The following is a 26,887-nucleotide window of genomic DNA, read 5'->3' as shown; positions in this document are numbered from 1 at the left end:
TGGCTTTCCGTGCATTCGGCGATGTTGAGGCAGTACGCGGGGCAGCACGGGAGGCGGTATGCGTACGGCCCCCTTCCCAGTTCGGAAAGGGGGCCGTACGCCCAGGCCTTCAGGTCCGTCAGCCGGTCGCGCCGAACGCGATGACGTGGGCCTTGCGGGTCTCGGAACTCCCCAGCTCGCTGGCGAACTTGGCGGACATGTACAGATGCCCCTGCGAATAGATGAGCTCGGAGTATTCCGGCGACATCCGCGTCTCCACGTCCCGCACCGACCGCGTGGCCGGGTTCTCCAGCAGCTTCGTCTCCTCGAAGGTGCCACCGTCGATGCTGACGATCTGCCCGCCCTTGTCGTACGGCGGACGCTTGTACGCGATGATGTTGCCGCCGTCCATGCGCAGCGGCGTGATCGTGTACCGGTCGCCCGCGTCCGCGCGCTGTCCGGTCTGCTTGCCGGTGGCCAGGTCGAAGGCGACGATCTCGTTGGTCTGGCCGTACTCGCCACCGCCCGCGTGCTGCGCGGTCTGCACATAGAGCCGGTCGTTGCCCACCACGATGCCGGTGCAGGTCTCGATGGTGGTGACGCCGGAGCAGCGGGCCTCGAACTTGTCGCCCTGCACGGAGATGCGGATGCGCAGCTTTCCGGTCTTGTTGTCGATCGAGAAGGCGTCCGTGATGCCGACGGCGTCCTGGGACTGACCGACCTCGGCCGCCACGACCAGCGGATCGGTGGAGATCACGCTGGCGTACTCCACGCCTGTGGTCATCTGGTACTCGGAGATCACCTTCCCGGTCGCCGGGTCGATGGTCTGGATGTTCAGCTGGGGCTGCTGATAGGTGCCGCACTTGCGGACCGCGACCATCTTCGGGCCGCCCGCGTACCCGAGGTCGTAGCAGCTGTCGTTGGCCTTCGGCACCCACAGCGACTTGCCGGAGTCGATGGCCCACGCGGCGCCGCCGCTGGTGCCGCCCGCCGCGATCGTGCCCCCGCTGAGGGTGACGTTGTCGAACCGGATCTGGCCGTTCTTGCCCTCGGCGCTCTTGGTCCACAGCTTCTTGCCGGCGTCGAGGTCGATCGCCGCGACCTGCGTGCAGCCGTGCGAGGGCTTGTCCTTGGTCGGCATCGCGGGCTCGAACGCGACCGCCGTCACGTCGTCCTCGGTGATGTGCTTGGTGGCCTGGCAGACCGGCCCGGGCAGCTTGACCGACCACAGCTTGCTGCCCTTGTCGCGGTCGTAGCCGACGATCTCCGCGACGCCGCTCTTGACGTACGCCTTGTCGGTCAGCCACGAGCCGGACACGACGATGCTGGAGTCGTCGTCGACATCGGGCGCCGGAACCTGGAAGAGGACCTGCGACGCGGGGTTCCCGGGCACCTTCTCCGTGCCGTCGGGGGCGTCGAAGCCACCGCCTCCCGCGTCGTCGCCCCCGCCACCACCGGTGCCGCCGCTGGAGCTGGCGGTGTCGTCCTTGCCGCCCTTGTCAGCGGAATTCGCGTACCAGACGCCACCCCCGATGATCAGCGCGATCACCACGACGGCCGCCGCCACGATGACGGCCAGCTGCGAGCTGGACCTGCCCCCGCCGCCCGCGGTCTGGCCGGGCTGGGCGTGCAGCGGCACGGTCTGCTGCGGGTAGCCGTAGCCGGGCTGCTGCTGGGTGTACGGGTTGTGGGGCTGGGACTGGGTGTACGGGTTCGGCGGCTGGCCGTAGGGAGCGGCGGACTGCTGGCCGGGGGCGGCCGGGTAGCCGTAACCGGGCGGGGTGGCCTGGGGCGGGCCTTGAGGTGCCTGGGGGTAGCCATAGCCGGGCTGCGACGGTCCGGCGGGCGGCTGCTGCGGGGGCTGGGGTGGCGTCTGGGGTGCACCGTAGGCACCGCCGCCTCCCTGCTGCTGGGGCGGCTGGTCCTGCGGTGGGCCGAACCCGCCCTGCGGGGGCTGGTTGGGCGGCGGAGGCGGCGGCTGGGTCATGGCGTGGGTACCTCAGGGGAGGGGGACGACGGGCGGCGCGGCGGACGCGACGGGAACGGCGAGGTGAGGGGCCGGCGCTTCCGTACCGGCCCGCGGGGCCTCACTTGCCGTAGGCGAGCAGCATCTTCTCCTTGGCGTCGTCGTTGCCGCTGAGCCGGGTGCTGGAGAGATAGAAGCGCCCGTCCTCCCAGGCGTACGCCTTGGAGAAGAAGCCGTTCTCGATGCTCGCGACGCTCGCCGGGTTCTGGAGCAGCTTCGTCGGCTCGTGGCTGCTGCCGGTGACCGGGATCGACACGACCTGGCCGCCCGCGTCGTACGAGGGCTGGACGTAGGCGATGAGCTTGCCGTCCTCGACCTTGATCGGCAGCATCGTCTCGTCCGCCGGGGACTTCACGCGCCACTTCTCCTTGCCGTCGCCGAGGCCGATGGCGACGATCTCGTTGGCGCTCCCGATCGCCTTGGTCGGCATGAAGAGCGTGTCCTCGTCGGCGACCACGCCGGAGCAGCCCGTGAGGTCACGCTGCAGGATGGCCCAGCCGCACTCGGCGCCGATCTCGAGTTTGACGCCGACCTGCGAGCGGAACTTGCCGGAGGAGTCGAACGTGGCGATGTTCCCGGTCTTCTTGTCCTTGTCGCTGCTGTAGACGATCAGCGGGTCGAGGGAGAAGACGCGCGCGATCTTCCAGCCGCTCTTGTAGGCGAAGGTCCACTTCACCTTGCCGGTCGCCGGGTCGAGCTCCTGCATCTCGTCGTGCTCGTTGGAACCGGAGGCGTCACAGGACGCGACGGCGATCAGCCGGTCGCCGCCCGCGAACGAGTCGGGGAAGCACTTGTCGCCGAACCGCTTCTTGTCCCACAGTTTCTTGCCGGTGGCGATGTCGTACCCGGTGCCGGACTGCGAGCGGGCCACCGTCAGCGTATTGCCGGTGATGGCCAGTTCGACGTCGAGCGTGCTGTCGAACAGCGCGCCGTCGGCGACATCGCCCTTCCAGCCCTTCTCACCGGTGTTGAGGTCGACCTGCTGCATCTGGTTGCACTTGGCGCGCTGGCTGCTGCCGTTCATGTACGCGACGACGATCTTGTCGTCGGCCGACTTCTGCGGGGTGACCGCGCAGATCTTCTCCGGGAAGGAGATCGGGTCCCAAGCGTCCGCGCCGTCGGCGACGTTGTAGGCGAAGAGCTGCTTGTACGCCGCCTTCACCGCGGTCTTGTCGGTGACCCACAGGCCGGCGGCGTCCGCGCCGGACTTGGGCGCGTCGGGTGCCGACTTGTACCAGAGCACCTTCGACTCGCCCGCCTGGCGACCGGAGTTGAGGTTCTCCGGGTCGTCGCCACCACTGGATTCGGACGGCGACTCGGAGCTCTTGGGCCCGTCGCTCTCCTGGGCCACCGGCTTGTCGTCCTTCTTGTCGTCACCGCCCGCCGTCACCGCGTACACGCCGCCGCCGATGACGAGCAGCGCCGCGACGGCGGCACCGATGATGAGCGCGGGCTTGCCCTTGAAGGGGTTGCCCGAACCACCGGGCGGGGTGCCGGGCGCGCCCGGATACTGCGGCTGGGGCGGGTAGCCGTAGCCCGGCGCGGGCTGCTGCGGATAGCCGTACGGCCCCGACTGGTACGGGCCCGGCTGAGCGGGCTGACCCGGCTGCTGCGGGTAGCCGTACCCCGGCTGCGGGGTGCCGACAGGCGGGCCCTGCGGGGGCGGCGGCATCTGCGGTGGACCCTGTGGCGGCGGGGGTGTCTGGGGGGCGCCCTGCGGCGGAGGCGGGGTCTGCGGAGCACCGAAACCGCCCTGCCGCGGATCCTGTGGTGCGCCGAAACCACCCTGCGGCGGCTGGTTGGGCGGCTGGCTCATGAGCGGTTCCCCCTTGAGACCGGTGTGGTGCCACGTTCTGTGTCGTCGCGTTCTGGCCACACCAGCGTTTCTCAGACTGTTCTCAGGCGGCCCTTTCTATCACCCGCCACCGACAGCCCACCGTCCCGCATCCGCCCCTGTTCCCAAGGGAGCACCGCCCTGTGATACGGCCGTTATCCACCTTCACAGCCTCCACACACGGCAGGTGGAGGCGCCCCCGTGAGCCCGGTAACCGCTACGCGTCCTCGGCCAGTTCCAGCCACCGCAGCTCCAGCTCGTCCCGCTGTCCCGCCAAGTCCCGCAGCTCCGCGTCCAGTTCGGCGACCTTCCCGAAGTCCGTGGCGTGCTTGGCGATCTGGGCGTGCAGCTTGGTCTCCCGCTCGGAGAGCTTGTCGAGCTGTCGCTCGATCTTCTGCAACTCCTTCTTGGCGGCGCGCTGATCGGCCGCGCTCCGCTCCGGTACGGCCTTGTCGGCGGCCGTAGTCGAGGCCGTGGCGGCGACCTGGGCCTCCATGCGGTGGCGGCGCTCCAGGTACTCGTCGATGCCGCGCGGCAGCATCCGCAGGGTGGCGTCACCGAGGAGGGCGAACACACGGTCGGTGGTGCGCTCGACGAAGAACCGGTCGTGGGAGATGACGATCATCGAGCCGGGCCAGCCGTCGAGGACGTCCTCCAGCTGGGTCAGGGTCTCGATGTCGAGGTCGTTGGTGGGCTCGTCGAGGAAGAGGACGTTGGGCTCGTCCATCAGCAGGCGCAGCAGTTGGAGGCGGCGGCGCTCACCGCCCGACAGGTCGCCGACCGGTGTCCACTGCTTCTCCTTGCCGAAGCCGAACGTCTCGCACAGCTGACCGGCGGTCATCTCGCGGCCCTTGCCCAGGTCCACGCGCTCGCGCACCCGCTGGACGGCTTCCAGCACCCGCCAGTCGGGGTCGAGTTCGGCGACCTCCTGGGACAGATAGGCCAGCTTGACGGTCTTGCCGACGGCGACCCGGCCACCCACCGGCTGCGTCTCGCCCTCGCTGTAGGCCGCCTCCGCCATGGCGCGCAGCAGTGAGGTCTTCCCTGCGCCGTTGACGCCGACGAGGCCGATCCGGTCGCCCGGGCCGAGCTGCCAGGTCACATGCTTGAGCAGGACCTTGGGGCCGGCCTGGATGGTCACGTCCTCCAGGTCGAAGACGGTCTTGCCGAGCCTGGACGACGCGAACTTCATCAGCTCGCTGCTGTCCCGGGGCTCCGGCACGTCCTTGATGAGCTCATTGGCGGCCTCGACGCGGAAGCGCGGCTTGGACGTACGCGCGGGGGCGCCGCGGCGCAGCCAGGCCAGTTCCTTGCGGACCAGGTTCTGCCGCTTGACCTCTTCGGTGGCGGCGATGCGCTCGCGCTCGGCACGGGCGAAGACGTAGTCGGAGTAGCCGCCCTCGTATTCGTAGACGTCGCCCTTCTGTACGTCCCACATGCGCGTGCAGACCTGGTCGAGGAACCAGCGGTCGTGGGTGACGCACACGAGCGCCGAGCGGCGTTCGCGCAGATGCTGGGCGAGCCAGGCGATGCCCTCGACGTCGAGGTGGTTGGTGGGCTCGTCGAGGACGATCATGTCCTGTTCCTCGATGAGCAGCTTGGCGAGCGCGATACGGCGCCGCTCGCCGCCGGAGAGCGGGGCGATGACGGTGTCGAGGCCCTGCGGGAAGCCGGGCAGGTCCAGGCCGCCGAAGAGCCCGGTCAGTACGTCCCGGATCTTGGCGTTGCCCGCCCACTCGTGGTCGGCCATGTCCCGGATGACCTCGTGCCGGACGGTGGCCTCGGGGTCCAGCGAGTCGTGCTGGGTGAGCACGCCGAGGCGCAGCCCGCCGGAGTGGGTGACCCGGCCGGTGTCGGGCTCCTCCAGCTTGGCCAGCATCCGGATCATCGTCGTCTTGCCGTCGCCGTTGCGCCCGACGACGCCGATGCGGTCGCCCTCGGAGACGCCGAGCGAGACACCGTCGAGCAGGGCACGGGTGCCGTACACCTTGCTGACGTTCTCGACATTGACCAGGTTGACGGCCATTTCTCTCCTGCCCAGGGGGACGATCGACCCTCCAGGGTAGTCGCGCCCACCGACAGCCCGGCACGCCCGTCCACGGACCGGCCCGGGAACCCCCCGTAGTCCCCGGGACGCGCCCGCGGACCCGGTGTCAGCGGCGGGCGGCCGCCTCGCGGACCTCGCCGAGGAGGTCGTACATGATCTGGCCGGGGCACTCGGTCTCGAAGTAGTCGCGGTGGCCGCCGACGGTGCGGGTGTCCTTCTTGGTGCCGTTGACCGGGTTGGTGTACGTCACCTCCGCCTGCGGGTCGAGGCCCTTGAACCGGGTTATGACCTTGATGAGGCGGATCAGGGAGGCCTTGGCGGCGTCCGTGGGGGCCTGGGTGTCGAGGTTGCCGATGAGGGCGATGCCGAGGGCGCCGGAGTTGTAGCCCACGGAGTGGAAGCCGGTGACGAGGTCGCCGTCCGGGTTGAAGGCGGGGATGCCGTCGTCGCCGGAGTAGCGGCCCTCGTAGACGGCGCCCGCCTCGTCGATGAGGAAGTGGTAGCCGATGTCGCCCCAGTCGTTGGTGATCGCGTGGTACTCGTAGATCGCGCGTACCGTCGCGGCCGGGTCGGGGTCGTTGTTCGGGGTCGCGGTGTGGTGGACCGTGATGATCTGCAGCGGGTAGTAGGTCTCGGGCGAGTTCACCGAGCCGTCCGGCTTGAACCGCTTGGACTCGTCGGCGCCCCAGGCGGCGCGCGAGAGGTAGCCGACGCCACGCACGCGTGTGGGCTCGCTCGGCACCTGGACGGTGCGATTGGGGCCGTCGGTGGTGTCGATCGCGAGGGAGTGCACGCCGTCGACGCCGGCGGCGGCCTTCACCTCGTACGCCTTGGAGTTGTCGGCGGCGACCAGGGCCGTGCCGCCGTCCTCGACGTGGGCGCAGCCGCTCGCCAGGTTCTGCCAGCCGCCGTCCGCGAGCCGGATGGCGGCGCCGTCCTTCGCGCCGGACCAGCGCACCCCGACGTAGGAGGCGGCGAAGGCGGTGGTGGCCTCGCCGGTGCCGGTGGCGGCCTCGGTCCGGGTGGCGGGGAACTTCTCCGGCGTCGTACCGGAATCGCCGGAGCCGGACGCGGAGTTGTCGCTCTCGCCGGAGTCGGTGGTGGCGAACACCACGGGGGTGAGCGCGGCTCCGGCGGCCACGGCACCGCCGGCGGCGATCATGCCGCGACGGGACAGGGAGCGCTTTCTACGGTGGGACGGCTCGGCGGGTGTGGGGGATTCGGACACGGGTGTGTCCCCTTCCAGAGGTGCATGTGGCGATGCGCGGGCAGACTCATGGCCCGACGCCATGACCCGACGCTTGAATCGTCAAGCGACCCTAATCGCCCCAACCGCCCCGCGTGTACTGCGATCGCAGTACATCCGTGTGGAGATCGAGCGAAGAACGCGTACTTGCGAGTACGGCGTCACGCTCCGGCCCGGTCCAGCACGGTGGCGCCCGGCGCGGGTCCCGACGCCGTGCGCACCGTGCGGCAGGTGCCGGAGGAGCGCAGGGTGTCGGCCACCTTCGCCGCCGACTCGGGGTCGCGGGCGAGGAACGCCGTGGTCGGGCCCGAGCCGGAGACCAGCGCGGTGAGGGCGCCCGCGGCGAGACCGGCGTCGAGGGTGCCGGCGAGCTCCGGGAAGAGGGAGAGCGCGGCGGGCTGGAGGTCGTTGGAGACGGCGGCGGCGAGGGCGTCCGGGTCGCCCTTGGCGAGCGCGTCGAGCAGTGACTGGGAGGCGACGGGCTCGGGGATGTCGCTGCCCTCGCCGAGCCGGTCGAACTCCCGGAAGACGGCCGGGGTCGACAGCCCGCGCCCGGCCATCGCGAACACCCAGTGGAAGGTCCCGCCGACATCGAGCACGCGCAGCTTCTCGCCCCGTCCGGTGCCGAGGGCCGCGCCGCCGACCAGGCTGAACGGCACGTCGCTGCCCAACTCGGCGCAGATGTCGAGGAGTTCCTCACGCGAGGCCTGGGTGCCCCACAGCGCGTCGCACGCCAGCAGCGCACCCGCGCCGTCCGCGCTGCCGCCCGCCATGCCGCCGGCGACCGGGATGTCCTTGGCGATGTGGAGGTGCACATCGGGCGTACGGCCGTACCGCGCGGCGAGCGCCTCGGCGGCGCGGGCGGCGAGGTTGGTGCGGTCGAGCGGGACCTGGTCGGCGTCGGGGCCGTCGCAGGTGACGCGGATCCCGTCGGGCGAGGGGGTCACGGTGACCTCGTCGTAGAGGCCGACGGCGAGGAAGACGTTGGCCAGGTCATGGAAGCCGTCGGGGCGGGCGGCACCGACCGCGAGCTGGACGTTGACCTTGGCGGGGACCCGTACGGTGACGCTCGCGCTCACTTACTCGGACTCCTTGGGCTGGGCGGCGGCTTCCTTGTTCTCCGCGATGCGTGCGAACTCCTCCACCGTCAGCGCCTCTCCACGCGCCTGCGGCGAGACACCGGCCGCGACGAGTGCCGCCTCGGCCGCCGCCGCGGAACCCGCCCAGCCGGCGAGGGCGGCGCGCAGCGTCTTGCGGCGCTGGGCGAAGGCGGCGTCGACGACGGCGAAGACCTCGTGCCTGGCGGCGGTGGTCCTGATCGGCTCGGTGCGGCGGGTCAGGGATACCAGGCCGCTGTCGACGTTCGGTGCGGGCCAGAAGACATTGCGGCCGATGGCGCCGGCCCGCTTGACCTCGGCGTACCAGTTGGCCTTCACGGACGGCACGCCGTACACCTTCGAGCCGGGTGCGGCGGCGAGGCGGTCGGCGACCTCCGACTGCACCATGACGAGGGTGCGTTCGATGCTCGGGAAGGTGGCGAGCATGTGGAGGAGGACCGGGACGGCCACGTTGTAGGGGAGGTTGGCGACCAGCGCGGTCGGCGGCGGGCCGGGGAGCTCGGTGACGTGCATGGCGTCGGTGTGCACCAGCGCGAAACGGTCGGCGCGCTCCGGCATGCGGGCCGCGACGGTGGCGGGGAGCGCGCCGGCCAGTACGTCGTCGATCTCGACGGCGGTGACGCGGTCGGCCACCTCCAGGAGGGCCAGTGTGAGGGAGCCGAGTCCCGGGCCGACCTCCACCACCACGTCGTCGGGGCGGACCTCCGCGGTGCGGACGATACGGCGGACCGTGTTGGCGTCGATGACGAAGTTCTGGCCGCGCTGTTTGGTGGGGCGTACGCCGAGGGCGGTCGCCAGTTCACGGACGTCGGCGGGGCCCAGCAGGGCGTCGGGGGTGGGGCTGCTCACCCGACAAGGGTACGGGGCGCCGCCGGCCCGGCCCGCGCCCGGCGCTCACCTGTGCAGGCGCCCCCCGCAGTGCGGCCAGGGACTCGCCCCCTGCCGTACGTACAGCTTCTTCGCGCGCATCGTCTGCTCCTCCGCCGGCGCGTCCTGCGGGCGTCCCTTCCCGCCGAGGTTCCGCCAGGTGTCCGTGTCGAACTGGTACAGGCCGCCGTAGTTCCCCGAGGAGTCCACCGCGTCCGCCTGTCCCCCGGACTCGCACGCCGCCAGGCCCTCCCAGTTCAGCTGGCCCGCGCCGCTCACGGACGTCGGCAGGGGCTTGGTGCCCACCTTCACCACCTGGGTCTGCGGCTCGCGCACCACCTCGGACCCGATCCGCCGCGGCTTCTGCTTGACGCCGTTGACCGTGCGCAGGGAGTAGGTGACCCGCTTCAGCCCGGCCTGTCCCGCCCGCTCGACGACCTCGGTGCCCTTGAACACCGAGGGGTCCTCGATGCGCTCCACCGCGAACGGGAGCGCCTCGTCGCGGATCTCCTTGTGGCCGGTGATCCTCAGCACGGTGACCGTCTGCCCGTCGCGCGGGAAGCTGTCCAGGGCGACGGAGGTGGTGTCCTGGCCGCGCAGGGTGACGCCCGCCTGCTCCACGACCTCGCTCACGCTCGCGGCGTTGGTGCGGATGGTGCGGGCGCGGCCGTCCGCCATGACCGTCACGGCCCGCTCGGTGCGCACATCCAGCGTGAGCCCCTCGCGCCCGATGCGCCGGGAGCGCGCCGCCGACAGATACGCGCCCTGCGCCCGCACTCCGAGCTGGGTGAGCGCCTCCTCCACGGTGTGCGCGGTGGTCCACACCTCGCGCTTCTGGCCGTCGATGGTGAGCCGCACGGGGCGCCCGTAACGTACGGCGACCTCGTCGCCGTTGGCGATACCGGTGTCCGGCGGGGGTGCGACCACGTCGTGCGCCCCGACCTCGACGCCCTCGTCGGTCAGCAGCTCGGAGACGTCGTCGGCGAAGGTGTGCAGGCTGCGCGGCTTGCCGTCGACGTTCAGCTCGATCCCCTTGTCCTTGGCGACGAAGGCGCTGGTGCCGCCCGCGAGGAACGCGACGACCAGCGCCTGCGGGACCAGCTTGCGCATGGTCCCGTCGCCCCGCTCGGCCGCCCGCGCCCTGCGCCGGTGCGCGGCCCGGCGGCCACTCCTGGGGCGCACGACGGGCGTGTGCGCCGTATCGGAGATCTCGTACGCGGGCCGGTACGTGTCCTCATAGGACTCATATGCCTCATAAGCCGCCCCATGAGCGGTGCCGGTTCCGTAACTGTCCGTACGCGGCTCATAGGGCCTCGGCACCCCGTACGCCAGCGTCTGAGCGCCGTACGGGTCGAAGCCGCCGTAAGCCGGTGGCTCCTGGGCCTGGCTCGGGCCGTACGTCTCGAACTGCGCGTTTCTCACGACGACACGCTCCAGCGAGGGGTCCGTTCGGGGTCCTTTTCAAAGCCCCCAGAACCTAGCGGAGGGGTCGGGACTCTCCAAAGCGACGCGACTACGCAGTGTTGCGGTCGGTCCGAGATGGACCCTTGTGAACCGTCGTGGGCGTTATCCGTCGGTTATCGGTCAGTAACCGAAGGCATGTGCCGTGTTCGAGCCGAGGGCCGCCGCCAGCGCGTCCTCGTCGATCCCCCGTACGGCCGCCATGGCACGCACCGTGATCGGAATGAGATACGGCGCGTTGGGCCGTCCGCGGTACGGCGCCGGCGTGAGGAAGGGCGCGTCCGTCTCCACGAGGAGCAGCTCGAGGGGGGCCACCGCCACCGCGTCCCGCAGATTCTGGGCGTTCTTGAAGGTGACGTTGCCCGCGAAGGACATGTAGTAGCCCGCGCGGGCGCACAACTCGGCCATCTCGGCGTCGCCGGAGTAGCAGTGGAAGACGGTGCGCTCGGGCGCGCCCTGTTCCTTGAGCACCCGCAGCACATCAGCGTGGGCCTCGCGGTCGTGGATGACCAGGGCCTTGCCGTGCCGCTTGGCGATCTCGATGTGGGCGCGGAAGGAGGCCTCCTGGGCCTCCTTGCCCTCGGGCCCGGTGCGGAAGTAGTCGAGGCCGGTCTCGCCGACGCCCTTCACCTGGGGGAGTGCGGCGAGGCGGTCGATCTCCGCGAGCGCCTCGTCGAGCGCCGGCGGGCCACCCGGCTCGCGCGCCCCCTGTCGCGACCAGCCGTCGGGGTCGCCGTGCACGATGCGCGGGGCCTCGTTCGGGTGCAGCGCGACGGTGGCGTGCACGGCGTCGTACGCCGCCGCCGTCTCGGCCGCCCACTGCGAGCCCCGTACGTCACAGCCGACCTGCACGACCGTGGTCACCCCGACCGACGCCGCCTTGGCCAGGGCCTCCTCCACCGTGCCGGACTGCATGTCCAGATGGGTGTGCGAGTCGGCCACCGGCACCCGGAGGGGTTCGGGGAGGGGAGGGGAGGCGTGCTTGTCGGCGACGTCGGCGGCTTTGGAAGGCATGCCCCGATCCTACGAAAGGGGCATGCCCCGCCGGCCGGGAGCCCGGCTCAGCTCGCCTTGCGGTGGAAGACGTGCAGCAGATCCGACAGATGCCAGTGGTGGTGCGGTTCTGCGGGAGCCGCCGACTCCGGTTCCGTCTGCCGGGGGACGGGGCTCGGGCGATGCAGGGAGTTCTGCACGGAGGACACCTGGCCGGCGCGCATGATCCGCACTATGTGCCCGTCGCAGTTCTGACAGGCGGGACGGCTCAGCGGGGACGGCACGACCTGGCCGTTCGCGACGTACATCACGAACTCATGGCCGTCGCCGTCGACGTGGTGCTCTATCTCGTACGACTGCTCCCAGCCATGCCCGCAGCGCATGCAGGCGAACGAATACGACTCGTGGACGACGGCGGTCGCGGCGCTGCGAAGGCCCGTGGTCTGCTGTGCGATCTCACTCATGCCAGCTCCTGTGGTCCGCTGGGTGGGACGGGTCGCGTCCCACAACCCAGTGGACTCCCCCGCAGGAGTGAACGCACGGGATCTGTCCAGTGTTGGCGCCGACTTGGACGTTCCTTGCCGAAAGGGCCGGGTCGCTTTACCCCGGCATGGGGCGCACGCTCATGCGATATACGCCCTGCTCACCCGGTGTTTCACGCCCCCGCGTTCTTGGCCGCCACCACGGCGTCGAAGACCTCGCGCTTGGGCACCCCGACCGCCGCGGCCACCGCCGCGATGGCCTCCTTGCGCCGCTCCCCCGCCTCTTCGCGGACGCGAACCCGGCGCACCAGCTCGGCCGCGTCGACCTCCTCGGCCCCCTTCTCGGGAGCCCCGTCGACGACGACGGTGATCTCCCCGCGCACCCCGTCCTCCGCCCACGCGGCCAGCTCCCCCAGCGTGCCGCGCCTGACCTCCTCGTAGGTCTTGGTCAGCTCCCGGCAGACGGCCGCGCGGCGGTCCGCGCCGAACGCCTCGGCCATCGCGGCGAGCGTGTCCTCGATCCGGTGGGTCGACTCGAAGTACACGAGCGTGCGCCGCTCCTCCGCGACCTCCTTCAGGCGCGAGATCCGCTCCCCCGCCTTGCGCGGCGGGAACCCCTCGAAGCAGAACCGGTCGACGGGCAGCCCGGACAGTGCGAGCGCGGTCAGCACGGCGGAAGGACCGGGCACCGCGGTGACCTTGATGTCCTTCTCGACGGCCGCCGCGACCAGCCGGTACCCGGGGTCGGACACCGACGGCATCCCCGCGTCGGTCACCAGCAGCACCCGCGAACCGTTGAGCAGCGCCTCGACCAGCTCGGGCGTCCGCGCCGACTCGTTGCCCTCGAAGTACGACACGACCCGCCCCGTCGGCTGCACGTCCAGCGCCTGGGTGAGGCGCTTGAGCCGGCGCGTGTCCTCGGCGGCGATCACATCCGCGCCGGCGAGTTCCTCGACCAGCCGCGGCGGGGCGTCCTTGACGTCGCCGATGGGGGTGCCTGCCAAAACAAGGGTTCCTGTCACGTTTCCATCCTCGCAGGGCGCATCCACGCGACTGTCACAGACGTGTTCCCTACGATGGCGCGGTGACCAGTACAGCGTCGTCCATGGACTCCACGGACACCCGGCAGGGCCAGGCACCCCACGACCAGCGGCCGTCGTGGCAGCAGCGGCTGCGCCGATTCGGCCACGTGGCGGCGCCGAGAAGCGACGTACGCGACCGGCTCGTGCCGCCGTACGTCGAGCCCAGCCCGCGGATGTGGCAGTTCCTCGGCGTCCCCGGGCCGCTCGCCGAGCGGATCGCGCGCTGGTCGGCCTGGGTCGGTCCGCTGCTGGTCACGCTGCTCGCCGGGGTGCTGCGGTTCTGGAACCTGGGCAGCCCCAAGGCGGTGATATTCGACGAGACGTACTACGCCAAGGACGCCTGGGCGCTGGTCCACCGCGGCTTCGAGGTCAGCTGGGACAAGAACGCCAACGACATGGTCCTGAAGCTCGGCGACCAGGTACAGATCCCGACGGACGCGGCGTACGTGGTGCATCCGCCGGTCGGCAAGTACGTCATCGGCCTGGGCGAGCTGATGTTCGGGTTCAACCCGTTCGGCTGGCGCTTCATGACGGCACTGCTGGGCACCCTGGCGGTCCTGCTCCTGTGCCGCATCGGCCGCCGTATCTTCCGCTCGACGTTCCTCGGCTGTCTCGCGGGCACGCTGATGGCGGTGGACGGGCTGGCCTTCGTGATGGCGCGCACCTCGCTGCTCGACGGGGTGCTGATGTTCTTCGTGCTGGCGGCGTTCGGCTGCCTCGTCCTCGACCGGGACCGGGCCCGTGCGAAACTCGCCGCCGCACTGCCGGCCGACCCGGACGGCCTGGTCCGCCCCAACGCCGAGATCGCCGAGACCCTCCGCCTCGGCTGGCGCCCCTACCGCTGGCTCGCCGGGCTGATGCTGGGCCTGGCCTTCGGCACCAAGTGGAACGGCCTGTACTTCCTGGTCGCCTTCGGCCTGATGACGGTGCTGTGGGACGTGGGCGCGCGCAGGGTGGCCGGCGCCCGCCACCCCTACACGGCGGTGCTCAGGCACGACCTCGGCCTGGCCTTCCTGGCCACGGTCCCGGTCGCGATCGTCACGTACATCGCGTCCTGGACCGGCTGGATCCTCTCCGCCACGGACGGCAGCGGCGGCTACTACCGCGACTGGGCGACCGCGAACGGCCGCAGCAGCAGCTGGTCCTGGCTGTTCCCCGACTGGTGGCTGAGCCTGTGGCACTACGAACACCAGGTGTACGAGTTCCACGTCGGCCTGTCGTCCCCGCACACGTACCAGTCCAACCCCTGGAGCTGGCTGGTCGTCGGCCGCCCGGTCTCGTACTTCTACGAGTCCCCCACCCCCGGCAAGGACGGCTGCCCCGCCGACGCGGGCGAGAAGTGCGCCCGTGAGGTCCTGGCCCTCGGCACCCCGCTCCTCTGGTGGGTGGCCGCCTTCGCCGTCCTCTACATCCTCTGGCGCTGGCTCTTCCGCCGCGACTGGCGCGCGGGCGCCATCGCCTGCGCCGTCGCCGCCGGCTACCTCCCCTGGTTCCTCTACCAGGAACGCACCATCTTCTTCTTCTACGCCGTCGTCTTCCTCCCCTTCCTCTGCCTGGCCGTCGCCATGCTCCTAGGCGCGATCATCGGCCCACCGGGCTCCGGCGACACCCGCCGGGTCGCGGGGGCCACGGGCGCGGGCGTACTGGTGCTGCTGATCGCCTGGAACTTCATCTACTTCTGGCCGATCCACACCGGCACGGCGATCCCGATCGATGACTGGCGGTCACGGATGTGGCTGGATACGTGGGTCTAGCGGGCGGGGATCAGTCCTGGACGAGGGTGTTCGGACTGGTCCCGCCGTCCAGCTGATCGGTACCCGGGCCGCCGTACAACTCGTCGGGGCCCGGGCCGCCCTGGAGGTTGTCGGTGCCGGGGCCGCCGTAGAGCTTGTCGTCGCGTTTCTTGCCGAGCTTCTCGCCCACCGACAGGTCTTCGTCCTCGCCCCAGATCGCGTCGTCACCGTCGTCGCCGTACAGGAGGTCATTGCCCTCGTTGCCGTACAGCCGGTCGTCGCCCAGGCCGCCGTGGATCGTGTCATCGCCCAGTTCGCCGAGGAGGATCTGGGTTCCCTCGTCCCCCTGGAGCACGTCGTTCCCGTGGCCGCCCACGGCTGTGACCTTGGGGCCGGCGTGGATCGTGTCGTCGCCGTCGTTGCCGTCGACAGAGCCCCCGTTCATCGCCGTGAGGGTGTCGTCACCGTCATTGCCCCAGATCGTCGTGACGTAGCGCGATGTGAGGGTGTCGTCGCCGGGGCCGCCGTAGACCGTCATGGCCTCTTCCGAGGTGCCGGTCCAGGTGTCGTTGCCGGAGCCGAGGCTGAACACGGAGTAGCCCAAGCCGGCTTCGCCGGTCCGGTGACCCTTGATGGTGTCCTCACCGTCGCCGAGTTCCACGAACAGTGTGCGGACCGGGTCCGTGGTCATCTCGTGGTACCGGGCGATGCAGGAGACCTTGGTGTGATCAGCGTCGCTGACGTAGGCACAGCCCTTCCCCGGGTCGATGGGAACCACGTCGTCGATCACATACCTGATGGCGTACCGACCGGCCGACGACTCGGTGACCGTCACCCTGTTGTTCTGGCCCGGGGCCGCCCGGTACCCGACGTTGTTCCCGCCACCGGCCGTGGCAGGTGGCCCCTCATACCCCCGCCCAGGGCTCAGCACCACCGCGAGCGCAAGAGCCGTGGCCAGCGCCAGGCCAACTGCGGACGCGACGCGAAACGTACGGCGTCCGGTGAACGGAGAGGACACGGCTGACCTCCGGAGGTGGTGTCCGACGACACATCCGACTCACGGCATCCACGCCGGGTTGCCCGCCCCACCCTGTCCGCATTTCCCGACCGTTCGGCCAAGAATCGGTCACACATTCGGACAACAAAAGAAAACAACTCCGCCAGGTTTCCCACCTGTCACTTACAGTGCGGGGGACTTAACGGGGAGGGGACCATGGCCAAGGGGGTCAGAGTCGCCGTCATAGGCGGCGTGTTCGCGGTGATGGTGGGTGGGGCCGGGTACGGCGCCTACAACATCGTCTCCGCTTTGAACGGGGGCGGCGTTACGGGGGCGGCGGGGCCCGCGCCCGCGAGGACCGGGCCGCCGGACGCGGACGAGGTCGAGGACACCACGAAGAAGTTCTTCGCGGCCTGGGAGAAGGGCGAGGCGGCACAGGCCTCGACGTTCACCAACAACGACGCGGCGGCCCAGGCCGTGCTGTCCTCCTACGGCCAGGACGCCCACATCACCGGCGTGAAGATCACGCCCGGCGCGGTGAAGGGCGCCACCGTGCCCTTCACCGTCAGCGCCAAGGTGTCGTACGAAGGGAAGTCCAAGCCGCTCACCTACAAGAGCGAGCTGAAGGTCGTCAGGGGGCGCACCACCGGGCGGGCCCTCGTCGACTGGCAGCCCACCGTGATCCATCCGCAGCTGAGGCGGAACGACACCCTCGTCACCGGCGAGGCGGCGAGCCCGCCCATCGAGGCCGTCGACCGTGACGGCACCGTGCTGACGAAGGAGAAGTACCCCTCGCTCGGCCCGATCCTGGACACGCTGCGCGAGCGGTACGGCGACAAGGCGGGCGGCGAGGCCGGCATCGAGCTGTCGATCCGGCATGCCGACGACTCACCGGACACCTCGCTGCTGACCCTGGCCAAGGGCAGGCCGGGCAAGCTGGAGACGACGCTGAGCGCGAGTGTGCAGGCGGCGGCCGAGAAGGCCGTGGGCAAATACGCCAACTCCTCCGTCGTGGCCCTCAAGACCGGCACCGGCGAGGTGCTGGCCGTGGCCAACCACCGCGAGGACGCCTTCAACGCGGCCTTCGAGGGACGCGTCGCCCCCGGCTCCACGATGAAGATCATCACCGCGGCGATGCTCATCGACAACGGCGTGACCACGATGAACGGCCCGGCGCCCTGTCCGCCGAGCGCCGTGTGGCGGAGCCAGACCTTCAAGAACCTCAAGGGCATGGAGCCCGACGAGAGCGCGAACGCCACCCTCGCGGCCGGCTTCATGCGCTCCTGCAACACGGCCTTCATCAAGCTCGTCGACGAGGATCCGCTCACGGACGCCTCGCTGACGGCGGAGGCCGAGGAGCGGTTCGGGCTCGGCCGCGGTGACTGGAAGACCGGCATCGTCTCGTTCGACGGCAGCGTCCCCGCCTCCGCGGGCCCGGATCGCGCGGCCAACGCCATCGGGCAGGGACAGGTCCAGATGAGCCCGCTGAACATGGCGTCGGTGACGGCCACCGCCATCACCGGCGACTTCCGCCAGCCGTATCTCGTCTCGCCCGACCTGGACGACCGCCAACTGGCCACCGCCAAGGGGCTCACGTCGAGCACCTCGGCCCAGCTCAAGCAGATGATGCGGCTGACCGCGACCTCGGCCCAGGGCACCGCCGTCGGGGTCATGTCCGGGCTGGGCGGCGACATCGGCGCCAAGACCGGTTCGGCGGAGGTCGACGGACAGGCCACCTCCGACAGCTGGTTCACGGGTTTCCGTGATGATGTGGCGGCGGCGGCCATGACCGAGAAGGGCGGCCACGGCGGCGACGCGGCCGGCCCGATTGTCGCAGCCGTGCTACGAGCGTCCGGCTGAACTTATCCCTCGCGGCACGGGACTCTAGGGTGGTCGTCGTCGTTGGTGTGGGTGAGGTCGGTGGGGTGGGCGGGGGCCCCGGAAATACGCGAGGGAACGGAAAGCAGTGGGTAACAGAAGGCGCGTCGCCGAGCGACGGAAGACCAACCCCGCCATGCTCGGCGGGATGATCGCCGTGGTCATCGGTGGCGCCGGGCTCGGCGTCTACGCCCTGCTCGGCAGCGGCGCGGCGGCGGAGAACGGCACGGGGTCGACGTCGTCCAGCAGTGACGACAAGGCCAAGGCCGTCAAGACCGGCCCGCTGTCCGCCAAGGAGGTCACCGGCGCGGCCGAGACGTTCCTCACCGCCTGGCAGCAGGGCAAGGTCACCGAGGCGGCCGCCGTCACCGACGACACGGCGGCCGCGAAGGCCCTGCTGACCGGCTACACCAAGGACGCCCACATCAAGGACGTCACCGTGACCGCCGGCACCCGCACCGGCGCCGAGGTCCCCTTCTCCGTGAAGGGCACGGTGTCGTACAAGGGCACCACCAAGCCGCTGGCGTACGACAGTTCGCTGACCGTCGTACGGCGCGCGGAGGACGGCAAGCCGCTGGTCCAGTGGCACTCGGCGGTCGTCCACCCCGACCTCAAGGACGGCGACACCCTGGTCACCGGCGAGTCCGGCACCCCGCCGGTCAAGGCCCTGGACCGGGACGGGGGCGAGCTGACGGAGAAGGAGTACCCGTCGCTGGGCTCGGTCCTGGACGGACTGCGGGAGAAGTACGGCGAGAAGGCCGGCGGCAAGGCGGGCGTCGAGCTCCAGGTGATCCGGGGCGAGGAGTCCAAGAAGGCCGAGCTGTCCGACAAGACCCTGCTGGAGCTGAGCAAGGGCACGCCGGGCACGGTGAAGACGACGCTCAGCCCGGCGATGCAGGCCGCCGCGGAGAAGCAGGTCGCCTCGAAGGAGAAGGCGTCCGTGGTCCTGCTGCGGCCCTCGACCGGTGAGATCCTCGCGGTCGCCAACTCCTCGCACGGCTTCAACACCGCCTTCCAGGGCTCCCTCGCGCCCGGCTCCACGATGAAGGTCATCACCTCCTCGCTGCTGCTGGAGAAGGGCCTGGCGTCGGCGGACAAGGAGCACCCCTGCCCGAAGTACTTCACCTACGGGCACTGGAAGTTCCAGAACGACGACAAGTTCGAGATCAAGAACGGCACCTTCAAGGCGAGCTTCGCCCGCTCCTGCAACACCGCCTTCATCAGCCAGGCGCCCGAGCTGGACGACGACAGCCTGACCAAGCAGGCCCAGCAGGTCTTCGGCCTCGCCCTGAACAACTGGTCCGTCGGCGTCCCCACCTTCGACGGCGCCGTCCCGGTCCAGTCGCAGGCCCAGATGGCGGCCTCGCTCATCGGCCAGGGCGCGGTCCGGATGAACCCGCTGAACATGGCGTCGGTGTCGGCGACCGTGCAGACGGGCACCTTCAAGCAGCCGTACCTGGTCTCCCCGGAGGTCGACGGACGGCAGCTGGCGACTGCCTCGCGCACCATGTCCGCGTCGGCGCTGTCCCAGCTGCGCGAGCTGATGGCCTACACGGCGGCCTACGGCACGGCGGCCGAGGCGATGTCCGGGGTCACCGGGAACGTCGGTGCCAAGACCGGCTCGGCGGAGGTCGACGGCCAGAAGAAGCCCAACGGCTGGTTCACCGCGTACCGGGGCGACCTGGCGGCGGCGGGCGTGGTCCAGGCGGGCGGCCACGGCGGCGACACGGCGGGGCCGATCGTGGCGGCGCTGCTGAAGATGGGCGGCTGAGCCTCAGCGGGCCACGGGTTGCGCGGCGGCCAGATAGGTCCGCCGCAGGAACCGCATCAACGCCTTCGTCTCGAACTGCACCACGGCAACGCCCTGTGCCGAGTGGAACTCCACGACGGCCTGCACCCGGCCACAGGGCCACACCCGGATCTCGCCGCTCTCGGCCGGCGCCCGCAGCCCCTGCTCCAGCAGGGATCGGGAGAACGTCCACTCATGCGTCTCATGCCCGGGCAACCGCACCCGCACCGCGCGCGGATCGGAGTCCGGGTCGTACCGCAGCACCACCGGTACCGCGTCCTGGTCCTGCGCGAGGCTGTCCGCGTCGGTGACGATATGGGCTCGCGCGTACTGCTCGACTACGGACATCGGTCGACCCCTTACGCTGCGCAACCTGTGCGAAAGCTGTGCTTCCGCTCCCCCTCCAATGTCGCATATTTCCCGGATACCGCCCCTTCGGGCACAAGAAGTCCGGACGCAGTTCCGAGCTCCTCGCTCTTGCAAGGGGTTCGCAACAAGCCACTATCATCGAACGGTGCACGTACCTGACGGATTCATAGACGCCCCCACCTCGGTCGCGACCGGCGTGGTCGCCGCTGCCGCCGTCGCCGTGAGCCTGCGCGGCGCGCGCCGTGAGCTCGACGAGCGGACGGCGCCGCTGGCGGGACTGGTGGCGGCGTTCATCTTCGCGGTGCAGATGCTGAACTTCCCCGTCGCGGCGGGGACGAGCGGCCATCTCCTGGGCGGCGCCCTCGCCGCCATCCTCGTCGGCCCCTACACAGGTGTCCTGTGCGTGTCGGTGGTCCTGCTGATGCAGGGCATCCTGTTCGCGGACGGCGGTCTGACCGCCCTCGGCGTGAACATCACCAACATGGCGATCGTCACGACCGTCGTCGCCTACGCCGTCTTCCGCGGCCTGGTGAAGATCCTCCCCCGCAGCCGTCGTTCGATCACCGTCGCCTCCTTCGTCGCCGCCCTGCTGTCCGTACCGGCGGCGGCGCTGGCCTTCACCCTCATGTACGCGGTCGGCGGCACCACCGACGTCTCCATCGGCAAGGTCGCCACCGCCATGGTCGGGGTGCACATCCTGATCGGCATCGGCGAGGCAGCGATCACCGCGCTGACCGTCGGCGCGGTCGTCGCCGTACGCCCGGACCTCGTGTACGGCGCCCGCGATCTGCGCCAGCGGCTCCAGCTGCGGGTGGGCGGCGAGCTGGTCGACGCGCCCGCCGCCGAGCCGGCCGTCCCGGTCGCCGCCCGCTCCTCCCGCAAGGTGTGGGCCGTGGGCCTCGTCACCTCGCTGGTGCTCGCCGGGTTCGTCAGCTTCTACGCCTCCGCGAGCCCCGACGGGCTGGAGAAGGTCGCCGCCGACCAGGGCATCGACAAGAAGACCGAGGACCACGCCAACGCCGACTCGCCGCTGGCCGACTACGGCGTGAAGGACATCACGGACGCCCGGCTGTCCGGCGGTCTCGCGGGGGTGATCGGTGTCGGCGTGACGGTGGTCGCGGGCACCGGCGTCTTCTGGGCGGTGCGCAGGCGCCGTACGGACGACGCGTCACCCACCGTCGTAGAGAACGTCTGACGGCATGGGGGCCGGGCACGCGCACAGGCTCTACCGGCACGGGCACTCGCCCGTGCACGGTCTGCCGCCGCACACCAAGCTGGCCGCGACGTTCGCCTTCGTGGTGGTCGTGGTGTCGACGCCGCGGGAGGCGATGTGGGCGTTCGGCCTGTACGCCGTGCTGCTCGCGCTCGTCGCGTACGCGGCCCGTGTGCCCGCCGGGTTTCTGCTGAAGCGGCTGCTGATCGAGGTGCCGTTCGTCGCGTTCGCCGTGCTGATGCCGTTCGTCGCGGAGGGCGAACGGGTCGAGGTGCTGGGGATGTCGCTGAGCGTCAGCGGACTGTGGGGCGCGTGGAACGTGCTGGCGAAGGGGACCCTGGGCGTCGCCGCGTCCGTGCTCCTCGCCTCCACGACGGAACTGCGGGAACTCCTGCTGGGGTTGCAGCGGCTGAAGCTGCCGCCGCTGCTCGTGCAGATCGCCTCCTTCATGATCCGCTACGGCGATGTCATCGCGGACGAGATGCGGCGGATGCGGATCGCGCGGGAGTCGCGCGGCTTCGAGGCGAAGGGCGTACGGCACTGGGGCGTGCTCGCGAAGTCGGCGGGCGCCCTGTTCATCCGGTCCTACGAGCGCGGCGAGCGGGTGCATCTGGCCATGGTCAGCCGGGGGTACGCCGGTTCGATGCCGGTGATCGACGAGGTGACCGCGTCCCGGGCGCAGTGGTCGTACGCCTTCGCGCTGCCGGTCGCCGCCCTTGTCGTCTGCGTGTTGGGATGGACCCTATGAGCACCGCTTCCCTTGAGGTCTCGGGCCTCGCCTTCGCCTACCCCGACGGTCATCAGGCCCTGTTCGGCGTGGACTTCACCATCGCGCGCGGTGAGCGGGTCGCGCTGCTCGGCCCGAACGGCGCCGGCAAGACGACGCTGGTGCTGCACCTCAACGGCATCCTGACCGGCGGCGCCGGGACGGTGACGGTCGCCGGGCTGCCCGTGGGCAAGCGGCACATGGCCGAGATCCGGCGCCGGGTCGGCATCGTGTTCCAGGACCCGGACGACCAGTTGTTCATGCCGACGGTCCGGGAGGACGTGGCCTTCGGTCCCGCGGCGGCCGGACTGAAGGGCCCGGAGCTGGAGCGGCGGGTCGAGGAGGCCCTCGCGCGGGTCGGCATGGCGGAGTTCAAGGACCGTCCGCCGCACCACCTCTCCTTCGGCCAGCGTCGCAGGGTGGCCGTGGCGACCGTACTGGCCATGGAGCCGGAGATCCTCGTCCTGGACGAGCCGTCCTCCAACCTCGACCCGGCCTCCCGCCGTGAACTGGCCGACATCCTGCGCTCGTTGGACGTGACCGTCCTGATGGTCACCCACGACCTGCCGTACGCCCTGGAGCTGTGCCCGCGCTCCCTGATCCTCAGCGAGGGCGTGATCGCGGCGGACGGCAGGACCGGCGAACTCCTCGCGGACGACGACCTGATGCGCGCCCATCGACTGGAGCTGCCGTTCGGCTTCGATCCGCGTTCCGTGATGGGGGTGCCCCCGCGCGAGCCGAGCGAAGCCGGTTCGAGCGTGGGGGAGGGCGCGTGACGCATCAAGAGGACGCGGGGTCGCTGTTCCTGGACGACCAGCTCTGCTTCGCTCTGTACGCCGCCCAGCGCGCGGTGACGGCGGCCTACCGCCCGCTTCTCGACGAACTCGGCCTCACCTACCCGCAGTACCTGGTGCTGCTGGTCCTCTGGGAGCGCGGCGAGACGACGGTGAAGGAGCTGGCGGGCGCGCTGAAGCTGGACTACGGCACCGTCTCGCCGCTGCTCAAGCGGCTGGAGTCGGCGGGGCTGGTGCGCCGGGAGCGGTCCGCGCACGACGAGCGGTCCGTGCTCGTGGCCGCGACCGGGCGCGGGGCGGAGCTGCGGGAGCGCGCGAAGTGCGTGCCGGGCTCGCTGCTCACCGCGACGGGGCTGGACGCCGCGGAGGTCGCGCGGCTGCGCGAGGAACTGTGGCGTCTCGCACATCAAGCGCATCCCGCCGCGGGCCACACCCCCTGAACTCGGGTTACCCACGGTTGCTACCCCCTGGTAACGGCGACCGACCTACCGCCCAGTACCTTGTGCACGATGTACTTGTGCGCACCTTTCCTGGGGGCGCACCGTTCCGGGGGGAGGGCCACCCATGACCGACGAGGGCGTCGTCGTCGACACCCGTCCGACGAAGATCATGTATGTCGCCGAGGCCACCGCGCACGGCGGTCGGGACGGCTATGTCACCAGTCAGGACGGCCAGATCGAGCTGAAGGTCGCGATGCCGCTGGAGCTGGGCGGCGACGGCAACGGCACCAATCCCGAGCAGTTGTTCGCCGCCGGGTACAGCTCCTGCTTCCACAACGCGCTGATCCTCGTCGGCAACCGCGAGGGCTACGACCTGACCGGATCGACGGTCGCCGCGAAGGTCGGCATCGGCCCCAACAAGCACCGCGGCTACGGCCTCGCGGTAGCCCTCAGCGTCTCCCTGCCGGTGCTGGACGCCGACCTCGCGGCCAAGCTGGTGGACGCCGCGCACGAGATCTGCCCGTACTCCAACGCGACCCGCGGGAACATCGACGTCACCATCCTGCTTGGGTAGAAGGGCACCCGCACGAGGCAGGACGAGGAGACGGACGTGGACGTGAACGGCGTGGTCGCCGAGGGCTTCGAGCCGGTCGGGGAAGCGTTCGCGAAGAACTTCGACGCGCTCGGCGAGCGGGGTGCCGCCGTCGCCGTGTACCTCGGCGGACGCAAGGTCGTCGACCTGTGGGCCGGCACCAAGGACGTCGACGGCACCGAGCCCTGGCAGCACGGCACCGCACAGGTCGTGCGCTCGGCGACCAAGGGCGTCGCCGCCGCCGTACCCCTGATCCTGCACCAGCGCGGGGAGCTGGACCTGGACGCACCGGTCGGCGAGTACTGGCCGGAGTTCAAGGCGCACGGCAAGGAGCGGCTGCTGGTGCGGCACGTGCTGAACCATCGCGCCGGGCTGCCGGTCCTGGACCGCCCGCTCACGCCCGAGGCCGCGCTGGACCCGCACCGCGGACCGGCGGCGGTCGCCGCGCAGACGCCTACGTGGGAGCCGGGCACCGACCACGGCTATCACGCGCTGACGTACGGCTGGCTCCTTGACGAGCTGGTGCGGCGGGTGACGGGACGCTGGGCCGGCGAGTGGCTCGCGGCGGAGGTCGCCGGACCGCTGGGCGCGGACCTGTGGCTGGGGCTGCCGGAGTCGGAGGTGCCCCGGGTGGGCCGGGCCGGCCGGGTCGACGGCCCCGAGCCCGCCGGCGGGCTGCGTGCGCGCCCGAAGCGCTCGGTCACCGAGGCCTACGAGGACCCGGACTCCCTCACCCGCCGCGCCTTCGCCGCGATCACCCCGTTCCCCGACCAGAACGACCCCGCCTACCGCGCCGCCGCCCTCCCCGCGACGAACGGCATCGCCACGGCCGACGGTCTGGCCCGTGTCTACGCGGCGCTGATCGGCGAGGTCGACGGCGTCCGGCTGTTCGACCCGGAGACGGTGGAGCTGGCGCGGACGCAGGAGTCGGCGGGACCGGACCGCGTCCTGGTCGTGAACACCCGCTTCGGCCTCGGCTACATGCTGCACGGCACCGCGTCCCCGCTGCTCGGCCCTGGCTCCTTCGGCCACCCCGGCCGCGGCGGCGCCCTCGGCTTCGCCGACCCGGAGACGGGAATCGCGTTCGGCTATGTGACGAACGGCTTCCGCAAGACGGTGACGGCGGATCCGAGGGCGCAGGCGCTGGTGCGGGCGGTGAGGGCGTCCCTCGCCGGTTAGGAGGGCCGGTTCACGTTCACACGTGGATCGGGTGGGACGTGCGTCCTGACGCCGCGTCGATCTCGCCGTGCGCCTTGGTGAGCATCTGCATCGCCAGCTCGTTCAGGGCGCGGGCAGCGGCTATCTCCTCCCCCACACGTGGCTGATTGGAGTCGGTGTGGTGGCGTGTGGCGTGTCCGTGGGCCCGTACCTCGGTGCCGTCGGGCAGCCGCACCATCGCGGCCGCCCGGGTGTGCTCGGCGTCCTCCAGGAACTCCAGCTCGACATGCCATCCCACTGCGGTCTGCATCATGACGATCACCTCCGGAACGACTGCTTCCAGGGTGCTCCCTCAGGGGCACCCGCGCCTAGTCGGGTACCCAGGTCGGGACGAACACCGCGACTCGGGATCAGGTGAGACTCGGCACACTCCCCGCGATGACCGCTTCCGCCCTGCTTCCATGGAGATGTCGCGCGCCGGCCCTGGCCCCGCCGCCACGGCCACGTCCCCCGTTAACCCCTCCGGGCCATGAGAAGGACATGCGCTGCTGCTTCTCCGCCCATCTCCCCGCTCTGGCGGCACTCTCGGCCTTCCCCGGCCCCTGCGAGGTGCTGCGCTCCGGTGCGCGCCTCGCCCCCGCCCTGCTGCGGTCGGCCTCGGCCGCCATGCGCCGGGCGGCCTCCGCGCACCCCGACGATCTGGCCGCCGTTGATCTGGAACTGGTCACGCTGACCGAGGACCGCGCCGTCATCACCTGGTTCACCGGCATCCCGGGCACTCACGACGGCCTCGGCCACCCCCTCCCCGCGCTCACCGAGGGCGAGATCGTCTACGGCACCCACCCCGCCCGCCTCAACCGCACCGCCTCCGAGGGCCGGCGCACCGCCCACCACCAGGTCGAACTGACCGACCTGGAGCCGGGGCAGACGTACTACTACCAGGCCCGTTCACGCGGCGTGGCCGCCTCGCCCACCCCCCTGCACCTGGTGCGCGGCAACGCGTTCGGCACCTCGGCCTTCGGGCTGGGCTCGGCCGGCGGACCGTACTCCTTCACCACCCCGCAGCCCCCGCCCGGCCGGCATCTGCTGTCCGTCGCGCTCTGCAACGACCTGCACCTGGGCGAGACCACCGCCGGTCTCGTGGGCGGCCTGCCCCTGCTGCGCGGTGTGGTCCAGCAGCCGGGCCGGGCGCCGTACCCGGAGCTGATGAGCCGCGCCCTGGTGGCGGAGGCCCGGCGCCGCGGGGCGGACCTGCTGCTGGCGGGCGGCGACATCTCGGCGGGCGGAGGCGCGCACGACCTGGGCGAGGCCCGGCGGATCCTGGACGGTTTCGGCACCCACGGACAGGACTACTTCGTCGTACGCGGCAACCACGACCGCTCACCGGACGGCTCCTTCCTGACGGCGTTCCCGAGTGGGCAGGGCCACTTCTCCCACGACCTCGGCGGCCTGCGCGTCATCGGCCTCGACACCTACGCCAAGTCCGGCAACGGCGCCGACGCGGGCGGGCTCGGCGACGAGCAACTCGCCTGGTTCCGGGGGAAGTTGAGAGAGGCGCCGGACCAGCCGACCGTCGTCTTCGGGCACCATCCGCTGACCGTGCGGGACTCGGTGTTCCCGGTGACGCGCGGCCAGCAGCTGGACCGCCGCCAGGCCCGCGCGATCGTCGACGCCTACGCCGCCGCGCCCGGTGTCTTCCTCCATCACGCCGGCCACACCCACCGCAACAAGCGCACCGTGCTGACGCGCGCCCCGCACGTCACCCATCAGGAGGTCGCCGCCGCCAAGGAGTACCCCGGCGGATTCACCCTGCTGCGCATCCACTCCGGCGGCTACGCCCTCAACCACTACAAGGCCGGCGACATGGCGGCGCGGCAGTGGAGCGAGCGCAGCCGGCGGGTCGCCGCGGGGCTGTGGCCGCATCACGCGCTGGGCCGCTCGGTCACGGACCGCAACAGCATGCGAGCACATGACCTGTCGGGTGTCACAGGCCGCGAATAGCGCGTCACCGTGCGTGCTCGTA

General features: G+C 71.0%; 23 protein-coding genes. 10 read left to right on the top strand and 13 right to left on the bottom strand.

From position 1 onward, the window contains the following. Positions 1–118: 118 nt before the first annotated feature. The 10 genes from IE325_RS21085 to rsmI all read right to left on the bottom strand — a co-directional run bounded on the left by IE325_RS21085 (position 119) and on the right by rsmI (position 13,075). A complete protein-coding gene (locus tag IE325_RS21085; RefSeq protein ID WP_190071516.1) occupies positions 119–1,966 on the bottom strand; it encodes an outer membrane protein assembly factor BamB family protein in 1,848 nt (615 codons plus the stop codon). A gap of 100 nt (positions 1,967–2,066) precedes the next feature. Beyond that, positions 2,067–3,821: an outer membrane protein assembly factor BamB family protein gene (locus IE325_RS21080; RefSeq protein WP_190071515.1), complete on the bottom strand. Its 1,755-nt coding sequence runs from the start codon at positions 3,819–3,821 to the stop codon at positions 2,067–2,069. Between the two features lie 235 nt (positions 3,822–4,056). Then, on the bottom strand, positions 4,057–5,865 hold the full coding sequence (locus IE325_RS21075; protein ID WP_190071514.1) for an ABC-F family ATP-binding cassette domain-containing protein: 1,809 nt from the start codon (positions 5,863–5,865) through the stop codon (positions 4,057–4,059). A gap of 127 nt (positions 5,866–5,992) precedes the next feature. After that, the gene (locus IE325_RS21070; RefSeq protein ID WP_308437671.1) at positions 5,993–7,114 is read right to left on the bottom strand and encodes an N-acetylmuramoyl-L-alanine amidase; all 1,122 of its coding nucleotides are present in this window, start codon (positions 7,112–7,114) and stop codon (positions 5,993–5,995) included. Positions 7,115–7,293: 179 nt separating this feature from the next. Continuing rightward, a complete protein-coding gene (locus tag IE325_RS21065; RefSeq protein ID WP_190071513.1) occupies positions 7,294–8,211 on the bottom strand; it encodes a 4-(cytidine 5'-diphospho)-2-C-methyl-D-erythritol kinase in 918 nt (305 codons plus the stop codon). After that, positions 8,212–9,099, bottom strand: a complete 888-nt coding sequence (gene rsmA, locus IE325_RS21060) for a 16S rRNA (adenine(1518)-N(6)/adenine(1519)-N(6))-dimethyltransferase RsmA (RefSeq protein WP_190071512.1) — start codon at positions 9,097–9,099, stop codon at positions 8,212–8,214. It abuts the gene before it with no gap. A 45-nt stretch (positions 9,100–9,144) separates the two neighbouring features. After that, positions 9,145–10,539: a resuscitation-promoting factor gene (locus IE325_RS21055; protein ID WP_190071511.1), complete on the bottom strand. Its 1,395-nt coding sequence runs from the start codon at positions 10,537–10,539 to the stop codon at positions 9,145–9,147. 162 nt (positions 10,540–10,701) lie between these two features. Further along, a complete protein-coding gene (locus IE325_RS21050) occupies positions 10,702–11,592 on the bottom strand; it encodes a TatD family hydrolase (RefSeq protein WP_190071510.1) in 891 nt (296 codons plus the stop codon). A gap of 47 nt (positions 11,593–11,639) precedes the next feature. Next, positions 11,640–12,035: a hypothetical protein gene (locus IE325_RS21045; RefSeq protein ID WP_190071509.1), complete on the bottom strand. Its 396-nt coding sequence runs from the start codon at positions 12,033–12,035 to the stop codon at positions 11,640–11,642. A gap of 191 nt (positions 12,036–12,226) precedes the next feature. Next, positions 12,227–13,075: a 16S rRNA (cytidine(1402)-2'-O)-methyltransferase gene (gene rsmI / locus IE325_RS21040; protein WP_190071508.1), complete on the bottom strand. Its 849-nt coding sequence runs from the start codon at positions 13,073–13,075 to the stop codon at positions 12,227–12,229. Between the two features lie 62 nt (positions 13,076–13,137). On the opposite strand from rsmI, the gene IE325_RS21035 reads away from it, so the two are divergent. Next, on the top strand, positions 13,138–14,889 hold the full coding sequence (locus tag IE325_RS21035) for a dolichyl-phosphate-mannose--protein mannosyltransferase (RefSeq protein ID WP_190071507.1): 1,752 nt from the start codon (positions 13,138–13,140) through the stop codon (positions 14,887–14,889). A gap of 10 nt (positions 14,890–14,899) precedes the next feature. Here IE325_RS21035 and IE325_RS46670 read toward each other — a convergent pair whose 3' ends face one another. Then, positions 14,900–15,886: a calcium-binding protein gene (locus IE325_RS46670; RefSeq protein ID WP_268256362.1), complete on the bottom strand. Its 987-nt coding sequence runs from the start codon at positions 15,884–15,886 to the stop codon at positions 14,900–14,902. 195 nt (positions 15,887–16,081) lie between these two features. Here IE325_RS46670 and IE325_RS21025 point away from each other — a divergent pair, with 195 nt between their 5' ends. Both IE325_RS21025 and IE325_RS21020 read left to right on the top strand, forming a co-directional pair. Further along, on the top strand, positions 16,082–17,725 hold the full coding sequence (locus IE325_RS21025; RefSeq protein ID WP_190071506.1) for a penicillin-binding transpeptidase domain-containing protein: 1,644 nt from the start codon (positions 16,082–16,084) through the stop codon (positions 17,723–17,725). 106 nt (positions 17,726–17,831) lie between these two features. Then, a complete protein-coding gene (locus tag IE325_RS21020; RefSeq protein ID WP_190071505.1) occupies positions 17,832–19,514 on the top strand; it encodes a penicillin-binding transpeptidase domain-containing protein in 1,683 nt (560 codons plus the stop codon). 3 nt (positions 19,515–19,517) lie between these two features. On the opposite strand, the gene IE325_RS21015 is transcribed toward IE325_RS21020, so the two are convergent. Next, on the bottom strand, positions 19,518–19,880 hold the full coding sequence (locus IE325_RS21015; protein ID WP_190071504.1) for an SsgA family sporulation/cell division regulator: 363 nt from the start codon (positions 19,878–19,880) through the stop codon (positions 19,518–19,520). Between the two features lie 166 nt (positions 19,881–20,046). On the opposite strand from IE325_RS21015, the gene IE325_RS21010 reads away from it, so the two are divergent. The 6 genes from IE325_RS21010 (at position 20,047) to IE325_RS20985 (ending at position 24,885) form a co-directional block, all read left to right on the top strand. Beyond that, positions 20,047–21,096, top strand: coding sequence for an energy-coupling factor ABC transporter permease (locus IE325_RS21010; protein ID WP_190071503.1), 1,050 nt, complete (start codon positions 20,047–20,049; stop codon positions 21,094–21,096). Positions 21,097–21,100: 4 nt separating this feature from the next. Continuing rightward, positions 21,101–21,862 carry a cobalt ECF transporter T component CbiQ gene (cbiQ, locus tag IE325_RS21005; RefSeq protein ID WP_176576743.1) on the top strand — a complete coding sequence of 254 codons (762 nt, stop codon included), beginning with the start codon at positions 21,101–21,103 and terminating at the stop codon, positions 21,860–21,862. Next, on the top strand, positions 21,850–22,656 hold the full coding sequence (locus tag IE325_RS21000; RefSeq protein ID WP_190071502.1) for an energy-coupling factor ABC transporter ATP-binding protein: 807 nt from the start codon (positions 21,850–21,852) through the stop codon (positions 22,654–22,656). The genes cbiQ and IE325_RS21000 overlap by 13 nt, the downstream gene beginning before the upstream one ends. Then, the gene (locus IE325_RS20995) at positions 22,653–23,114 is read left to right on the top strand and encodes a MarR family winged helix-turn-helix transcriptional regulator (RefSeq protein ID WP_190071501.1); all 462 of its coding nucleotides are present in this window, start codon (positions 22,653–22,655) and stop codon (positions 23,112–23,114) included. The genes IE325_RS21000 and IE325_RS20995 overlap by 4 nt, the downstream gene beginning before the upstream one ends. Before the next feature lie 124 nt (positions 23,115–23,238). Next, the gene (locus IE325_RS20990; RefSeq protein WP_190071500.1) at positions 23,239–23,688 is read left to right on the top strand and encodes an organic hydroperoxide resistance protein; all 450 of its coding nucleotides are present in this window, start codon (positions 23,239–23,241) and stop codon (positions 23,686–23,688) included. A gap of 36 nt (positions 23,689–23,724) precedes the next feature. Then, on the top strand, positions 23,725–24,885 hold the full coding sequence (locus IE325_RS20985) for a serine hydrolase domain-containing protein (RefSeq protein WP_190071499.1): 1,161 nt from the start codon (positions 23,725–23,727) through the stop codon (positions 24,883–24,885). Between the two features lie 16 nt (positions 24,886–24,901). Here the strand turns inward: IE325_RS20985 and IE325_RS20980 are convergent, their stop codons facing one another. Continuing rightward, positions 24,902–25,177 (bottom strand): DUF1876 domain-containing protein, encoded by a 276-nt coding sequence (locus tag IE325_RS20980; RefSeq protein WP_190071498.1) that lies wholly within the window; start codon positions 25,175–25,177, stop codon positions 24,902–24,904. Positions 25,178–25,404: 227 nt separating this feature from the next. Between IE325_RS20980 and IE325_RS20975 the strand changes: the two genes are divergently transcribed. Beyond that, positions 25,405–26,865: a purple acid phosphatase family protein gene (locus IE325_RS20975; RefSeq protein WP_190071497.1), complete on the top strand. Its 1,461-nt coding sequence runs from the start codon at positions 25,405–25,407 to the stop codon at positions 26,863–26,865. The last annotated feature ends 22 nt before the right edge of the window (positions 26,866–26,887 follow it).

Origin of the sequence: Streptomyces lanatus (assembly GCF_014655715.1) — a bacterium.
Taxonomy (GTDB): domain Bacteria; phylum Actinomycetota; class Actinomycetes; order Streptomycetales; family Streptomycetaceae; genus Streptomyces; species Streptomyces lanatus.
Note: the sequence above shows the minus strand (reverse complement) of the source record. Positions and strands in the feature narration are given on the sequence as shown.

Bases quoted from the DNA above. Each gene is read 5' to 3' on its own strand.
- IE325_RS21085 (WP_190071516.1), bottom strand. From the start codon at position 1,966: ATGACCCAGCCGCCGCCTCCGCCGCCCAACCAGCCCCCGCAGGGCGGG.
- IE325_RS21080 (WP_190071515.1), bottom strand. From the start codon at position 3,821: ATGAGCCAGCCGCCCAACCAGCCGCCGCAGGGTGGTTTCGGCGCACCA.
- IE325_RS21075 (WP_190071514.1), bottom strand. From the start codon at position 5,865: ATGGCCGTCAACCTGGTCAATGTCGAGAACGTCAGCAAGGTGTACGGC.
- IE325_RS21050 (WP_190071510.1), bottom strand. From the start codon at position 11,592: ATGCCTTCCAAAGCCGCCGACGTCGCCGACAAGCACGCCTCCCCTCCC.
- IE325_RS21045 (WP_190071509.1), bottom strand. From the start codon at position 12,035: ATGAGTGAGATCGCACAGCAGACCACGGGCCTTCGCAGCGCCGCGACC.
- IE325_RS21025 (WP_190071506.1), top strand. From the start codon at position 16,082: ATGGCCAAGGGGGTCAGAGTCGCCGTCATAGGCGGCGTGTTCGCGGTG.
- IE325_RS21015 (WP_190071504.1), bottom strand. From the start codon at position 19,880: ATGTCCGTAGTCGAGCAGTACGCGCGAGCCCATATCGTCACCGACGCG.
- cbiQ (WP_176576743.1), top strand. From the start codon at position 21,101: ATGGGGGCCGGGCACGCGCACAGGCTCTACCGGCACGGGCACTCGCCC.
- IE325_RS21000 (WP_190071502.1), top strand. From the start codon at position 21,850: ATGGACCCTATGAGCACCGCTTCCCTTGAGGTCTCGGGCCTCGCCTTC.
- IE325_RS20990 (WP_190071500.1), top strand. From the start codon at position 23,239: ATGACCGACGAGGGCGTCGTCGTCGACACCCGTCCGACGAAGATCATG.
- IE325_RS20980 (WP_190071498.1), bottom strand. From the start codon at position 25,177: ATGATGCAGACCGCAGTGGGATGGCATGTCGAGCTGGAGTTCCTGGAG.
- IE325_RS20975 (WP_190071497.1), top strand. From the start codon at position 25,405: ATGCGCTGCTGCTTCTCCGCCCATCTCCCCGCTCTGGCGGCACTCTCG.